This is a genomic window from Pseudomonas sp. AC112 (assembly GCF_979253545.1).
Window position 1 is genome coordinate 756,286 of record NZ_CEEDCM010000001.1, and the last position, 14,599, is coordinate 770,884.

14 protein-coding genes are annotated in these 14,599 nt (G+C 60.7%); 6 read left to right on the top strand and 8 right to left on the bottom strand.

Annotation, left to right across the window (positions count from 1 at the left end; genetic code table 11):
- Positions 1–2: 2 nt before the first annotated feature.
- Positions 3–1,097 carry a PLP-dependent cysteine synthase family protein gene (locus tag AC0IYN_RS03665; protein ID WP_471840559.1) on the bottom strand — a complete coding sequence of 365 codons (1,095 nt, stop codon included), beginning with the start codon at positions 1,095–1,097 and terminating at the stop codon, positions 3–5.
- 216 nt (positions 1,098–1,313) lie between these two features.
- On the opposite strand from AC0IYN_RS03665, the gene nhaA reads away from it, so the two are divergent.
- The 4 genes from nhaA to AC0IYN_RS03685 all read left to right on the top strand — a co-directional run bounded on the left by nhaA (position 1,314) and on the right by AC0IYN_RS03685 (position 4,228).
- Complete coding sequence (gene nhaA / locus AC0IYN_RS03670) at positions 1,314–2,489, top strand: Na+/H+ antiporter NhaA (protein ID WP_406597765.1); 1,176 nt, start codon at positions 1,314–1,316, stop codon at positions 2,487–2,489.
- Positions 2,490–2,735: 246 nt separating this feature from the next.
- Entirely contained in the window at positions 2,736–3,167 is a 432-nt protein-coding gene (locus AC0IYN_RS03675) for a colicin E3 (RefSeq protein WP_406597764.1), read from the top strand.
- 42 nt (positions 3,168–3,209) lie between these two features.
- Positions 3,210–3,896 (top strand): S-type pyocin domain-containing protein, encoded by a 687-nt coding sequence (locus AC0IYN_RS03680; protein WP_471840562.1) that lies wholly within the window; start codon positions 3,210–3,212, stop codon positions 3,894–3,896.
- On the top strand, positions 3,893–4,228 hold the full coding sequence (locus AC0IYN_RS03685) for a hypothetical protein (RefSeq protein ID WP_406597762.1): 336 nt from the start codon (positions 3,893–3,895) through the stop codon (positions 4,226–4,228). Before AC0IYN_RS03680 ends, AC0IYN_RS03685 begins: the two co-directional genes overlap by 4 nt.
- A 211-nt stretch (positions 4,229–4,439) precedes the next feature.
- Here AC0IYN_RS03685 and AC0IYN_RS03690 read toward each other — a convergent pair whose 3' ends face one another.
- Entirely contained in the window at positions 4,440–4,904 is a 465-nt protein-coding gene (locus AC0IYN_RS03690; RefSeq protein ID WP_003189251.1) for an outer membrane lipoprotein, read from the bottom strand.
- A gap of 157 nt (positions 4,905–5,061) precedes the next feature.
- Here AC0IYN_RS03690 and AC0IYN_RS03695 point away from each other — a divergent pair, with 157 nt between their 5' ends.
- The gene (locus tag AC0IYN_RS03695; RefSeq protein ID WP_406597761.1) at positions 5,062–5,322 is read left to right on the top strand and encodes a hypothetical protein; all 261 of its coding nucleotides are present in this window, start codon (positions 5,062–5,064) and stop codon (positions 5,320–5,322) included.
- A gap of 36 nt (positions 5,323–5,358) precedes the next feature.
- Here AC0IYN_RS03695 and pdxH read toward each other — a convergent pair whose 3' ends face one another.
- From pdxH to dinG, 5 genes are all read right to left on the bottom strand, one after another.
- A complete protein-coding gene (pdxH, locus tag AC0IYN_RS03700) occupies positions 5,359–6,006 on the bottom strand; it encodes a pyridoxamine 5'-phosphate oxidase (protein ID WP_471840564.1) in 648 nt (215 codons plus the stop codon).
- A 27-nt stretch (positions 6,007–6,033) separates the two neighbouring features.
- Positions 6,034–7,188: an OmpA family protein gene (locus tag AC0IYN_RS03705; RefSeq protein WP_471840565.1), complete on the bottom strand. Its 1,155-nt coding sequence runs from the start codon at positions 7,186–7,188 to the stop codon at positions 6,034–6,036.
- Positions 7,189–7,331: 143 nt separating this feature from the next.
- Positions 7,332–8,477 (bottom strand): serine hydrolase domain-containing protein, encoded by a 1,146-nt coding sequence (locus AC0IYN_RS03710; RefSeq protein WP_078050877.1) that lies wholly within the window; start codon positions 8,475–8,477, stop codon positions 7,332–7,334.
- A gap of 82 nt (positions 8,478–8,559) precedes the next feature.
- Positions 8,560–10,857 (bottom strand): beta-galactosidase, encoded by a 2,298-nt coding sequence (locus tag AC0IYN_RS03715; RefSeq protein WP_471840567.1) that lies wholly within the window; start codon positions 10,855–10,857, stop codon positions 8,560–8,562.
- Between the two features lie 88 nt (positions 10,858–10,945).
- Positions 10,946–13,090: an ATP-dependent DNA helicase DinG gene (dinG, locus tag AC0IYN_RS03720; protein WP_028619241.1), complete on the bottom strand. Its 2,145-nt coding sequence runs from the start codon at positions 13,088–13,090 to the stop codon at positions 10,946–10,948.
- A gap of 99 nt (positions 13,091–13,189) precedes the next feature.
- On the opposite strand from dinG, the gene AC0IYN_RS03725 reads away from it, so the two are divergent.
- Entirely contained in the window at positions 13,190–13,654 is a 465-nt protein-coding gene (locus AC0IYN_RS03725; protein WP_406597758.1) for a CopD family protein, read from the top strand.
- A 57-nt stretch (positions 13,655–13,711) separates the two neighbouring features.
- On the opposite strand, the gene AC0IYN_RS03730 is transcribed toward AC0IYN_RS03725, so the two are convergent.
- On the bottom strand, positions 13,712–14,470 hold the full coding sequence (locus AC0IYN_RS03730; RefSeq protein WP_078050876.1) for a collagen-like triple helix repeat-containing protein: 759 nt from the start codon (positions 14,468–14,470) through the stop codon (positions 13,712–13,714).
- Between the last annotated feature and the right edge of the window lie 129 nt (positions 14,471–14,599).

Below are 14,599 nucleotides of genomic sequence, written 5' to 3' on the forward strand. Positions count from 1 at the left end.
GGTTAGATGTTGGCGCGCAGGATGCTGTCCGGCAACGCCTCGCCCCGCTCGACACTGGCGGCAACGGCCGCAATCAATCCATCCAACGCATACCCCTGCCCCACCAACCAGGCCGCATCGTAATAGGTCGTGGCATACCGCTCTCCCCCATCACACAAGATCGCCACGATCGAGCCCGACTCCCCCGCTGCTTTCATTTGCTGCGCCGCTACCAGGGCGCCAATCAGGTTGGTCCCGCTGGAACCGCCGACCCGTCGCCCGAGCCGCTCGGCGAGGTAATGCATGGCCGCCAGCGAGAGTGCATCCGGCACTTTGACCATGGCATCAATCACCTTGGGCAAGAACGACGCTTCGACCCGTGGCCGGCCAATGCCTTCGATGCGCGAACCGCAGTCCAGGCGCAAGCTCGCGTCGCCACTCTGATAGAAATCGAAAAACACCGAACGCTCGGCATCGGCACATAACACGCGGGTGCAATGCTGGCGGTAGCGCACATAACGACCAAGGGTCGCGGTGGTGCCGCCGGTGCCAGGGCTGGAGATCAGCCAGCTCGGCTCCGGATGTTGCTCGAAGCGCATTTGCTGGAAGATCGACTCGGCAATGTTGTTGTTCGCCCGCCAGTCGGTGGCACGCTCGGCGTAGGTGAACTGATCCATGAAGTGACCGCCGCTTTCCCGCGCCAGGCGCTCGGATTCGGCGTAAATCTGCGTCGGATCCTGTACCAGGTGGCTGTGACCGCCATAGAAAGCGATCTGTGCGATTTTTTCCTGGGAGGTGGTGGCTGGCATCACCGCAATAAACGGTAAACCCAGCAAACGCGCAAAGTAGGCCTCGGAAATGGCCGTCGAGCCGCTGGACGCTTCGATCACCGGCGCACCCGGCTTGAGCCAGCCATTGCACAGCGCGTAGAGGAATAGCGAGCGGGCCAACCGGTGCTTGAGGCTGCCGGTGGGGTGGCTGGACTCGTCCTTGAAATACAACTCGATACCCGGCAAACCCGGCAACGGCAAGGGGATCAGATGGGTGTCAGCGCTGCGCTGGAAGTCCGCTTCAATGATGCGAATGGCTTCGCGGGCCCAGGGACGGTGGTCGCTCATGAGAGAGTTCTCTAAGGATTTCAGCCCCAATCTTAGGATGTTTCCTACACTGCACACAGATACAGTGAAGACTCAATTGGACACACAATTGCTAGGCTTTGGCGCAACGCCACCCACCCTCATCCCTTATAACAAATAAGAATATAACTTTTGTTTTAACAACTAACGGTACGGGTTAGGGTACCCACCTATTGAACCTTGATTGGAGAGCATCCCTTGCCTCTGCGTAGCACTTTCACCCGTTTCTTCCAGCTGGAAGCCGCCAGCGGTCTGTTATTGATCGCCGCTGCCGCTTTGGCGCTGATTATCAACAATTCACCCTTGTCGCACCTCTACAGCACGTTTCTTGACGTGCCGGTGGTGGCGCAGATCGGCGCATTGAAAATCGCCAAGCCGGCCCTGCTGTGGATCAACGACGGCCTGATGGCCCTGTTCTTTCTGCTGATTGGCCTGGAGGTCAAGCGCGAGTTGCTCGACGGCCACCTGTCCAAGCCCTCGCAAGTGGTGCTGCCGGGTGCAGCCGCCATCGGCGGCATGGTGGTGCCGGCGCTGATCTACTGGGCAATCAACAAGGACTACCCCGCCGCGCTTTCCGGCTGGGCGATTCCCATGGCCACTGACATTGCCTTCGCCCTGGGCGTGCTGGCCCTGCTGGGCAAGCGTGTACCGGTGTCGCTGAAGCTGTTCCTGATGACCCTGGCAATTATTGACGACCTGGGCGCGATCATCGTGATCGCCGTGTTCTATTCCGCCGACCTGTCCGGTGCTGCCTTGGCGGGCGCAGGTGCCTGCCTGGTTGCCTTGATCGCAATGAACCGCCTGGGTGTGATCAAGCTCGGGCCATACCTGATCATCGGGCTGATCCTGTGGGTGTGCGTACTCAAGAGCGGTGTCCACGCCACACTCGCTGGTGTGACCCTGGCGTTCTGTATCCCGATGCGCACCAAGAACGCCGAGCCATCGCCGCTGCTGACGCTGGAACATGCCCTGCACCCGTGGGTGGCCTACGGCATCCTGCCGTTGTTCGCCTTCGCCAACGCCGGCGTGTCCCTGACCGGTGTCAGCCTGGAAAGCTTCACCCACCATGTGCCGATGGGTATCGCCGCCGGCCTGTTGATCGGCAAGACCGTTGGCGTGTTCGGCCTCACTTGGCTGGCCATCAAGGCTGGCCTCGCCACCCTGCCCAGCGGCGCGAACTGGGGTCAGGTGTTTGGCGTAGCGATCCTGTGCGGCATTGGCTTCACCATGAGCCTGTTTGTCGGCTCCCTGGCGTTTGTGCCGGGTGCCAGTGAGTTTGCTGGTGAAGACCGGATGGGGATTTTGACGGGATCGATTCTGGCGGCGTTCATTGGTTATGCGGTGACGGCGATGGCGAGTCGTAAGAAAATCTGACCTTATTTGCAGGCGCCGGCCATTTCAAGCCGGCGTCTGATTTCCCCGTTCACCCAACATATCTACCCTTCTCAGACTCCCCCTACATCCCCCCCTTCTTGACTTGGCCTAACGTCGTCTTCCGGCTTTTATGCCGGACGTCGTTATACAACAAGCCAGGAGGGCACAATGGCAAACAAAAAGGACGTATACCAAGTTTGGCGATGTTACGGGACTGGCACCGGTGGATACCGACGTCTGGAGCCCATGAACGAAGCCGAATTGGCGGGCCGGGCAGTGAGCCAGCAACAAGCTCAGAGGGAAGTAATCGACCGGCAGATAGCAGAAGAAGCACGCTTTCTGGTTAAGCCGCTACCCCCTCAGGTACCTAAGGAAGGTTGCGTATTTGCTAAGTCCTGCAATTTACCGGACGCAATCATCGATTATCACGAACCGACCGGTTATGTGCCTCTTGATAGGTTAAGAGACTATGCCGAATACGCACTGCTGGGTGGGATAGAAGCAGACAGTTCCGGTCGGCTGAGATTGGGAATGATCGGTGGCAGTCCTCTGCCGGCAGGATTTGGAGGGCTATCGCTTGGTGGCGTCGCCACGGCTGGCAGCGTGGGCACAGTCGCCACAGCGAGTGTCAGCACGGTGGGCACCGCCTTTTTGGCAGGCATAGTTGCACTCGTATGACCCTCCAATCTCGGCGACAGCGCGCTTTACAGCGAAGATCAATTGCGCTCCATGGCCAGGGCGCGTACGCGGGTACGCTTGCATATCGAGCAACGCGATGACGGTACGCTCAAGGGATACGCTTTCTATACGGGAAAGAACCACGACTGGGAAATGGTCGATGTGGTGCAGTTTCAGATACGGCATGCGCACTACGTTGCCGACTTGGGTGATGGGGTTGAGCTGATCTGGACGCCTGCTACCGACCCCGCCAGTACACTCGGCATACCTGCATTGGAAGCGGCGCCATCGACGCCGCACATATGGGTATATCCGCCCACCGAGCAAGCCGCCGATATAATTGTCGACCCGGTTTATCCACCTGAGTACAGGGATTTCATCCTGGTATTTCCGTCGGATTCAGGGGGCAGGCCGCTGTATATCGTCGTTAGCTGGAAGTATGAGGACGCGCCCTATCACAGCAAAAAGGGGAATTCAGTTAAAAGTAAACGCCCTGAAAATGGGCTGGATTCGCTTAATGAATCGATAGAGGTAAATCCGCCGAATTCGCGACGACGTATAGCGATTGATCCGCATACAAATGAGTTTGTAGTGATAGATCGTACTGCTGAAGGTGCCTATCACGCCCACGTAAGACCTTGGAGCGGCTTACGACAAGAAATGAAAAACGCCTTGATCAGAGCTGGGAAAACCAACCGCAAAGGCAAAATCCTGGGAGATACAAAATGACAATGCGATACCACGACCCATCACTGGAACACGATGAAGCAGTACGCTATCTAGCAACATCAGATGTCAGCAAAGTGACGGAAGCATTGATTTCGATTGGGCTTGATGAAACGAATGGCGACTGGGCAGAACATACCTGTCTCCAATTTATCGAACACCCTGACGACGAGATTTCAGCGGCAGCAATCGTAGCTATTGGACACATCGCACGTCGATTCGGGGCATTAGATATGACAAAGGTCACGCCGGCGTTGGAACAGGCAAGACGCAGATCGCCGTCTCTGTCGGCTGCGGTGAATGACGCAATGGATGACATAGAAATGTTTACCTGAAGCCCAACCCCTTCGGATTCTGTCGCCGCGTCTTATGAGTATGCGAGCCGAGCGTAAAATCTGGTCCGCAATAAAACCGCCCTGCTAAGGCGGTTTTTTATTGCCGGCGTTTTTGTATGTAACCCGCCCGCCACCGGCTAGACGCCCGCCCCTAAAACCAAAAACCCCAACCGGTCACCCGGTTGGGGTTTTGTGTTTCCAACGCCGACGTTTAGCGAGTAACGCGGCTGGTACCATCGACGGTCATGATGCGTACGCGGTCGCCGATGCGGAAGATTTCATTCTCCTGCACGGCCTGCACGTAGGCACGCATGCTGCCGTCGTCTTCGCGGACGGTGATTTCCACACCCTGGGTGCGGGTCAGGCCTTCTTCGGTGGCCGAGCCCAGCAGGCCGCCAGCGACGGCACCGATTACGGCGGTCACGATGCTGCCACGGCCGCCGCCAATGGCGCTGCCGCCAACGCCGCCGATGACGGCGCCAGCCGCGCCGCCGATTGGGGTCTTGGTACCTTCGATTTTCACCGGACGCAGGGATTCAATGGTACCCATGCGCACGGTCTGTACACGACGCGCTTCGTCACGGGAGTACGAGTCGCCGGTCAGACTCGAGGCGCAGCCACCCAGCAGCAACGACAGGGTGGTAAAGCAGGCAACCAGTAAAACGGACTTACGCATAGCATCAACTCCAAAGGACAGGTGTTCATTAAACGCTGCAGCTTGACGCCTGTCACGGCAAGCCCCGCAGAAAATTGCTTTCATTCAGCCTTAGTACAGACTGCCCGCACCAGAAAACTCGACGAACGGTAGCTCTTCTCTCGTAGCCAGGACCCTCATGGATTACTTCATCATTGTAGTCGCAACCCTTGCCGGCCTGTATTTCCACGGCTGGTTGTACCTACGCATCCGGCGCTGGATCGACCGTGACCTGGCACTGTCCCTGGCGGGCGATGATCCGCACAAGCGTGCCTTCATGCTCACGCAACTGGAGCAGGCCCGTGCGTTGAAGATCAAACGGTCTGACTTGCCGGACTGGCTGAAGAATGTGGCGCAACAGTACACGCCCGGAGTCTCTGTTAAAGAGACTTCGGGGTGATGGGCAACATTCAAGCGAAGTGACGAAAGGTGCAGCTCAGGGCGCCAGACGCTCGCGCGTCCACTGCGAATCTTGCAGGCGGTAGTTGAGGCGGTCATGCAGGCGGCTGGCGCGGCCTTGCCAGAACTCGATGCGCTCGGGCAACAGGCGATAGCCGCCCCAGTGCTCCGGACAATCGGGCTGGGTATCACTGAAACGTTGCTCGGTAGCCTTGAGCAGGTCCTGCAGCTCTTCGCGGTCACGAATGACCTGGCTCTGCGGAGAGGCCCAGGCCCCCAGGCGGCTGCCCAGCGGGCGGACCTGGTAATAAGCGTCCGACTCCTCGGGCGTGACCTTGACCACCCGACCTTCAATGCGCACCTGGCGCTCGAGGGTCGGCCAGAAGAAGGTCATGGCTGCGAACGGCCGCGCAGCCAGCTGTTGACCCTTGGCACTCTGATAGTTGGTAAAGAAGGTAAGACCCTGCGCATCCAAGCCCTTGAGCAACAGGATGCGGCAGTGCGGGCGACCGTCCTGGTCGACGGTGGCCAGGGTCATGGCGTTGGCCTCCACCGGTGGCTGCTCGGTTTTCACCGCGTCAGCAAACCACTGGTGGAACAAGGCAAACGGCTCGCTCGGGGCCTGGGCCTCGCTCAAGCCATCCCGTGTGTAGTCACGGCGCATATCGGCCAGTGCCTGGGTCATGCGGCTTTATCCTTCTGGTTCAGCAGATCAGTTTTTCGCCTGGTCGTTTGCCGGTGCAGCGGCCTTGGCCTTGGCTGGAGCCGGTTTTTTCGCAGCGGGCTTGGCCGGGGCTTTTTTGGCCGCAGGCTTGGCTGCCGCTTTTTTCGCAGCGGGCGCCTTTTTAGCCGGTGCCTTGGCGGCCGGTGCCGGGGCTGGAACGTCCTGCACGGCAACCATTTCGGCGACAGGCGGGGTTTTGCCCGACTGGTACTTGCTCAGCAGCGCCAGCATGGTGGTGCGCTGGGTGAACATGATTTCCATGCGACGGTTCAGGGCGCGGCCCTGGTTGCTGTCATTGGCCGCTCGTGGCATCAGGTCGCCCATGCCGCGCAGCATCAGACGGTCTTGCTTCAAGCCGCTGAGGCTGAAGATCGAGGCGATGGATTGCGCGCGTTCCTTGGTCAATGCCTGGCTGGCCGGGGCGGTGCCAGTGGCATCGACGTGGCCGAGTACCAGTACGGCGGTCTTCGGATCGGCTTCAACGGCCTTGGCCACACGGGTGAACGGGCCGAGGGTGACGGGCAGCAACATGGCCGGGCGTTTCGGGTTGTAGGAGCCGTCGACCGGGGCGATCACTACCAGCACGTTGTCACGACGCTCGAGTTGCAGGTTGCTGTCCTTGATGGCAGCGCGCAGCCGCGGCTCATAGTCGTCCAACCAGGCTTGGGTGATCTTCGGATCGGGCATCGGCACGTTGGTTACGTCGACCTTGGCCAATGGCTTGGGCTTGCTTTCGAACGGCCACCACCAGTGGGTTTCGGTGTCGGTCTTGGCAACCGTAGGGGCAGGTTCTGCGGCCTTGAGGTCGGCTTTCAGGTCGGCCTTGGCATCGGCAGCCTTTTCGTCGGCGGTCTTGGAAGAGAATGGCCACCAGCTAGAGCCGGTGTCAGCCTTGGCGGCTGGAGCCGGGGCTGGCGCAGCAGCCGCAGCGGCTACCGGTGCGGCAGGCTTGGCGCCGGCAGCTGGCTTGGCGTCTGGCTTGGCGTCTGGCTTGGCGTCGGCTTGGGTCACTGCGTCCTTGGTCGCGGCCTTATCAGATCCAAATGACCACCAATGCCCGCCCTCGGCATCATTTTGTGGAGTTTGTGCGCAGCCGGTAATAGTGAGGCATAGCGCCAGTGCCAAGGACTTGTTCGATAACATGAGATATCCACAAAATGAGAAAAGAAACGGGGGTCTGGATGACCCGTTAAACAGACGCTTACAGAACATTAAAGTTACATCATTTCGTTCAGCGCCTTCTTATAGTTGCCTTTGTAACAAAAAAACGTGAAACAGCAAGGGGTTTACAGACAACCGGCCAATATTCCGACCAACTTCTGTGCCCGTGGGTCCATAAGTACATAAGGCCCCAATGTATTAGTCACGAAACCAAATGCTACATCGTGCTCAGGGTCGGCAAACCCCACCGAGCCACCGGCGCCAGGATGCCCGAATGCACGCGGGCCAAGGCCGAACGTGGCGTTGGGCAGCTGCGGTTGGTCCAACATGCAGCCCAGGCCAAAACGGGTGTGTGTCAATAATGTTTTATCCGGCCCGATACTGTGTTCGCGGGTCAATTGTTCGAGCATGTCGGCTTCAAGCAAACTACCGTCCAATAATCCACTATAAAAACCCGCCAGGCTGCGCGCATTACCGTGACCATTCGCCGCTGGCTGCTGCATACGGCGCCATTCAGGTTTATTAGTGCTGGTCAGAATAGACGGTGGATTGGCAAATGCACGCGTGGTCATGGCCGCCGGTTCACGCATCATTACTTGCAGTAAACGTTGTGCGGCTTCATCGCCCATATTGCCTTTGCTGCGCGCTATATGTGCAACGCGGTAAAACTCTTCATCCGCCAGCCCTACGTGGAAGTCCAGCCCCAATGGTCGCGCCACCCGCGCGACAATGGACTCTCCCGGCCCGCGCCCATCGGCACGCCGCAGCAATTCGCCGACCAGCCAGCCGTAGGTGATGGCCTCGTAGCCGTGGCCCTGACCCGGCGTCCACCACGGGGCTTCGGCGGCCAACGTATCGACCATCAGTTGCCAGTCGTAGAGAGCCTCGGTGGGCAGCATTTCGCGGATCGCCGGCAACCCGGCCTGGTGGCAGAGCAACTGGCGCAGGGTGATGGCTTCTTTCCCAGCGGCAGCAAATTCAGGCCAGTAGTGGGCGACCGGCGCATCGAGTTGCAATTTGCCTTCGGCCACCAATTGCAGGGCCGTGACCGCGGTGAAGGTCTTGGTGCAGGAGAACAGGTTGACGATGGTGTCGCTGTGCCAGGCCTCGGCCCCGTCCTTGTCGGCGGTGCCGGCCCACAGGTCGACGACGGTTTCGCCACCGATCTGGATGCAAAGCCCGGCACCACGCTCCTGTGGGTCATCGAACAACGCGGCGAAGGCTTCGCGTACCGCTTCGAACTGGAGTTCGTAATGACCCTGAATCTGCACCTGAGCGCCCTCGAAAAACATCAAAAAAAGTGGCCGACATTGTTCCAGCCCTTGTGGGTTTTGTGAACCCGTCAGCGCTCAATCAATGACCATTTCCGGAGTGCCCGCCTGCGTGCCCGGCGCCCTGCCCCGGGCCTTTGCCCTCATGTCCGTCCCGGCCACCCTCGCTTTCACGCGCGGCGCCTGCCGCCTTGGCCTTTTCCGCTTCCTTGCCCAGTTGGTCGACCGCCGCCAGGTTGCTTTTACGCACGCTCTCGACAAAGCCCTGGAACGGGATGTCAGTAATGCCCACCAGGCCAAAATGACCGTTCTCACCGTCCAGCAGGCGTCCGGTCACCGGTTGATCCAGGAACTGGAACCAGTGCACGCCGACAATCGACGGCTCGGCCATGGCCTGCTTGAGGAAATTGCCGTAGGCCACGCCACGGTCGTCTTCCTTGGCCAGTTGGGTCACGCCACCCCAGAACGGCCCACGGTCGGCCGAGCCGAAGTTGAATTCGGTGATCAGTACCGGCTTGTCCAACGCCCGCAAGGCGGCGAAGTCGTAACCGTCCTGGGGTTTGAGGGTGTACATATTGAAACTCAACACATCGCAGTACTGCGCACAGGAGGCCACGGCTTCCGGCGTGCTCACCGCATAACGGCCGCCCAACAGCAGTTGGTTGGGTGCATGCCATTTCAGCGAGTCGGAGATGGTCTTGAAGTAGGCATCGGCGAAGGTCTTCTGGAAGTATTTGAAGTCAGCTTCGATTTCCGGGTGCTCGGGGTTGGGCATAGGCGGTTCGAAGCCCGGGTCTTCCATCAGCTCCCAGCCCTTCAATTGGATGCCCCAGGCCTTCGACAAACCTTCTTCGTTACGGTACTTGTCGCGCAACTGCTTGAGAAACGCGCGCTTGGCCGGTACGTCGGTGGTCATGCGCAACGTGCCGTAGGCCAGGGCGTAGCGGGACTTTGGGTCATCGCCAGGGCCGGCCCAAGCCAGCTCGTTGTCGGCAAAAAAGCCGATCAACCACGGATCATCACGGTGATCGCGGGCAGCAATCGCCACGGCGCGCTCGGTGGCCATGGCGAAGCGTGGGTCGAACGGGTCGGGCATACCGCCCCACCAGTCGGTGCCGGTGCTGATGCTAGCGTAGTCGCCGACAATCGATAGCGGCAAGGTGTAGGGCACGCGGTCGGCGGTGGCCAGATCATCATCGCTCCAGTTGCCGACGGTGTTGAAACCCCACGCCTGCAAGCGGTCGAGGGTGTGGGTGACCCAGCGCTTCTGGTCAAACCCGTCACCGCCATACGTGCGCTGCAGGTTGGCGCCGTAGAAGTCATACCAACGCCCGGCAGCAAAACTGCGCCCTTCGCCCGCGCCGTTGCCGGTGCGGTTGTCGCTGCTGCCGTAGTACTTGTCGAAAGGCTCGCCGCCCTTGGGCAACGCCGCGAACATCCATTCTCGGCCCGCCACGTAGGTCTGGCTGTTGTCCGGGGCCACGGTATTGACGCCCAGTGAGTAGAACGGGTGCCCCTCCGGCGTCACCAGGTACCAGCGCCCGTCGCGCTTCTCGGTGCGGAAAAACCCGCTGGCGTCGAAGGCCGGGCCTTTGTTCCAGCCGCCATATTGATCCAGCGCAGATTTGTCCCGCGTGGCCAGCCAGCCTTGGAGCTGCTGTTGCTCCTTGGCGGCGGCGGCTTTGAGCTGCTCGTCACTGCTGACTTTTTCCGGCCAGCGCGCTCGGGTGGATTGACCGTAGGCATCCACCAGCTCGCTATAGGCCGCCTTAATCACCGGTTCGCTGTCCTGCACGCCAAAGCGCTCCAGCAGGATGCTCTGAGCGGCATTGGGCTTGATCATCGACAAGGTCACCGAAACCACCTGGCTGCGGTCGATCTCGCCAGCGCTGCTGGCCAGTAACACGCGCTGGCCGTCCACGGTGATCGGCATCGGCGGGCCGGCCTTCATGCCCTGGCTCAGCGGCGAGTTGGCCTGCAGCGGCACCAGCAGGGTCTGGGCCGGGCCGGCCGGCAGGTCGACGCGGCTGACCAGAGTACGGCCATCACTGCTCTGCACCTTGACGTAGAGCGTCAGCGCCCAGTCCATCGCACTCTGGATGCGCAGGCTCATGGCGCCCGACTGGGACCAGTCCCAGGTACCGGTTTGCGGGCTGAGAACCAGGTTCGGCTCGGCAGCCGGGTTGAACGTAATGCGGCGCAGCACCTCGCCTTCGGGGGTTTGTTCGGCGTTGTATTGCGGCAGGCTGGCGTCCTGGGTCGCCACCTTGACCACATCGGCAGGCCGGACGAAGTTGAACAGGGTCTGTTGCCCGGCAGGCGCAGCCATCGAGGGCGCGGCGAGCAGCAAGGCAAAAAGGGCGGGCAGCGTGCGAATCATACGAACAAGGTTCTCCCAGACGGCCGGTGAATGGCCTGATGACATAATTGAGATAGACCACGAAGTGGGCGTATTCGCCCACGGTGGCTTAAGAAATTTCGCGCCTGAACGGCGGCAAGGCATTGAGGATAGCCTTGCCGTAGCGTTGGGTGACCAAACGGCGGTCGAGCAAGGTGATGGTGCCCCGGTCCTCTTCGGTACGCAGCAAGCGACCGCAGGCCTGGACCAGCTTCAAGGAAGCATCCGGCACCGAGATTTCCATGAACGGGTTGCCACCCCGTGCCTCGATCCATTCGGCCAGGGCCGCCTCGACCGGATCGTCCGGCACCGAGAACGGAATCTTGGCGATCACCACGTGCTCGCAGTAGGCGCCCGGTAAGTCCACGCCTTCGGCAAAACTCGCCAGGCCGAACAGTACGCTGGAGTCCCCACCATCGACGCGCGCCTTGTGTTTGTTCAGGGTTTCCTGCTTGGAGAGGTTGCCCTGGATAAACACCTGCTTGCGCCAGTCACGGTCGAGGCCGTCGAACACGTCCTGCATCTGTTTGCGTGACGAGAACAGCACCAGCGTACCGCGTGATCCTTCCACCAGCTCCGGCAGGTCACGGATGATCGCGGCGGTGTGGGCCGCCGCATCCCGTGGGTCGGCCTTGAGGTCCGGCACCCGCAGCACACCCGCGTCAGCGTGATGGAACGGGCTCGGCACCACTGCCGTGACGGCCTTTTTCGGCAGGCCGGCACGCATGCGGAAGCGGTCGAAGGTGCCCAGGGCGGTCAGTGTGGCCGAGGTAACCAGGCAGCCGTAGGCCACGTTCCATAGGTTGCGGCGCAGCATTTCCGCCGCCAGGATCGGGCTGGCGTTGACCTCGATATCAAACAACGCACCGCTTTCCGACAGGGTCAGCCAGCGCGCCATGGGCGGGTTGTCTTCCGGGTCTTCGACGGTGAAGGCGGTCCACAACTCCCAATTGCCCTGGGAGCGCGACAGCAGGCTGCCGAACAGCGGGTACCATTCCTCGGCCTGGTTGCTGGCGATGCCGATGTTGACCTCGCCGTCCATGCCTTCCTTGAGCAAATCGGTGAGACGGGTGAAGAGGTCGGTCAGGCGTGAAAAGCCCTTCTTCAGCTCGATGCCCATTTCGCGCATGTGCTCGGGGATCAGCCCGCCGACAAAGCGGTGCCGGGGCCGCTCGCGGCCCTCGACGTCTTCGCCGGGCTTGAAGTCAGCCACCTGCTCGCAGGCGCTGAACATGAATTGCTGCTGGGTCTTGATCTCCCGCGCCAGCTCCGGCACCTGTTCGATCAGCTTGCCGAGATCGCCGGGCAGCGGGTGCTGGGCCAGCAATTTGGTCAGATTCTTCGCAGTGGTTTCCAGCCAGTCGGCGGTGGAACGCAGCCGCGTGTAGTGGGCAAAGTGGCCGATGGCTTTGTCGGGAAGGTGGTGCCCTTCGTCGAAGACATAGAGGGTGTCACGCGGGTCCGGCAATACCGCACCGCCGCCCAGGGCCAAGTCGGCCAGGACCATGTCGTGGTTGGTGACGATCACATCGACCTTGCCCATGCCTTCGCGGGCCTTGTAGAAGGCGCATTGGCCGAAGTTGGGGCAATGGCGGTTGGTGCACTGGCTGTGGTCGGTGGTCAAGCGCGCCCAGTCGGAATCCTCCAGGGCGGTGGGCCAGCTGTCGCGGTCACCGTCCCATTTATTACCGGCCAGTTTCTCGATCATGCTGGTGAACAGTTTCTGGCTGGCTTCATCGACCTCGATCTTGAAGCCTTCTTCTTCGAACAGTTGGGCCGTCGCGGTTTGCGCGTGGCCTTCCTGCAGCAGTACGTCGAGCTTGGACAGGCACATGTAGCGCCCACGGCCCTTGGCCAGGGCGAAGGTAAAATTGAGGCCACTGTTGCGCATCAGGTCAGGCAGGTCTTTGTAGACGATCTGCTCCTGCAGGGCGACGGTGGCGGTAGCGATCACCAGGCGCTTGCCGGCGGCCTTGGCGGTGGGGATCGCGGCCAGGCTGTAGGCCACGGTCTTGCCGGTACCGGTGCCGGCCTCGACGGCCACGACCGCGGGCTCACCCTCGCGGCGACCTTCGTCGTCGGTGTCGATATCCCCGAGGACCTTGGCCACTTCGGCGATCATCAGGCGTTGGCCGTAGCGCGGTTTCAAGCTCTTGGCTTCGAGAAAACGCGAATAGGCGCCCTGGATCGTGGTTTTGAGTTCTGTGCTGATCATGGATAGTCGGGCGCAAAAAACGCTGGATAAATTTTCAGTGGTTCGGATCGGCGGCTATCATACCCCGCTAATGAATCCCGCGCAGAACGGAGTACCACAATGACCGCGTTTAGCCTCGCTTACACCCTGCATGTATTGGCCGCCCTGATCTGGGTCGGCGGTATGTTTTTCGCCTGGATGATCCTGCGCCCCGCCGCTGTGGCGGCACTTGAAGGCCCTGCCCGGCTCAAGCTGTGGGCGAATGTGTTTCAACGTTTTTTTGTATGGGTGTGGGTGGCGGTGGCGGTTTTGCCGATAAGCGGCATCGGCCTGCTGCAGTTGCGCTTCAATGGGTTTGAGACGGCGCCGCGTTACGTGCAGGTGATGATGGGCTTGTACCTGGTGATGACGGCGCTGTTTATCCGCATCCAGGCGTTGAAATTCCCGGAATTGCGCACGGCGGTGGCGGCTGAGGACTGGCCGGCGGGGGCTGCGGTGCTGGGGCAGATCCGCCGGTTAGTGGGGATCAATCTGATCGTGGGGTTGGTGGTGGTGGCGATTGCTTCGGCTCGACCGATGTTCTAAGGGTGTTCTTTAGGGCCTCGTCGCGGGCAAGCCCGCGAAGACGTCAGCCCAAACGACTCACAGCCGCTGAATAGTCACAGTCCCCGCAGGCCCAGCCGGCCCCGGCTGACCTTCCAACCCTGGGCGGCCCTTTTCACCACCGTCGGCGCGGTACACCAGGCAGCCCTTCGACTGCCCGCCTTTACCGGGCTTGCCCGCCGTACCGGCCAAACCGCCCGCACCGCCATCGACCCAGACTTTGATCTGCTGCGCCGGGAAGTCCTGCGGCAACTCGACCCGCACCTGCGCACCCGCCGCGCCTGGCAAGCCATCGCCGCCGTTATCGCCATTGGCACCACGACCGGCTGAGCCCCAGGTGCAGCCCGGATCCTCGCCGTTGGCGCCATCCAGCCCGGCATAACCTTGGGCACCGGCGCCGCCACGGGCGTCCACCGAGAGTTCTTCTGCTGCCAGCGAATTGATGCGCAAGGTCAGGTCACGCCCGGCCTTGGCGGGTTTTTCATGGGTGCCGGGAGCGCCGCGTGAGGTGATCTGGCTGCCGTGATCCAACTGCGCATGACGCACCTGCAATTGCAGGGCGGTGTTACCGGGAACGATGGCAATACGCGCGTCGCGGCCCAGGTGCAGTTCATCCACGGTGACTTGGCTGATGGTGGCCGGAATCAGCAACGTGCCGTAGTCCGCCACGTCAAGGCGCTCCAGTTGCAACACACTGGTGCTGCTGGGCAGGCGCATCAATGAGTTGGTTTCAACACTGACGCTCTGGGCCAGGGCAACGGGGCTGACCAACAGGGCCAACAATAAAACCTTACGCATCATGGAGCTCCCCTGAATTTTTTCAAAAAACATTTCTAGTTTTTCTTTGGACGCACAGTAACGACTTACACAGGCGCTTTGCCAGTGAAGGATCAAAAAAGTTAATAAAGGAGGAGGATTGGCAGCAAT